This is a genomic window from Massilia genomosp. 1 (genome assembly GCF_011682185.1).
GTDB classification, from domain to species: domain Bacteria; phylum Pseudomonadota; class Gammaproteobacteria; order Burkholderiales; family Burkholderiaceae_D; genus Telluria_A; species Telluria_A rubra.
This window is the reverse complement of record NZ_WHJF01000630.1, coordinates 1-252: the sequence shown is the minus strand read 5'-3', so window position 1 is coordinate 252 and position 252 is coordinate 1. Positions and strand designations below refer to the sequence as shown.

Genomic DNA, 252 nt, shown 5'->3' with positions numbered 1-252 from the left:
CGAAACTGATCTGGGCTTGCGGCAGTTCCCTGGTCACGCCCTTCGTGTAGGCCGCGCTCATATCCATGCAGACGTGTTTGATCTCGTTCGGATCGCCGCCATGGGCGAGCAGATCGGCCTTGAACTCCGGAGCGTGTCAAACTATTTGAGACAGTATTTACAGATTGTTTAGGGAGCATTCTTCGGTCTGCTCGTTGGTGCCAATGTCCATTTTGGGCATGTTGATTCCGGCTTCGGTTGGCAGAGCCGGCG

General features: G+C 55.2%; 1 pseudogene. It reads right to left on the bottom strand.

From position 1 onward, the window contains the following. Positions 1–124: pseudogene (locus F1735_RS35105) on the bottom strand (transposase); the annotation flags it as partial. Positions 125–252 lie beyond the last annotated feature (128 nt).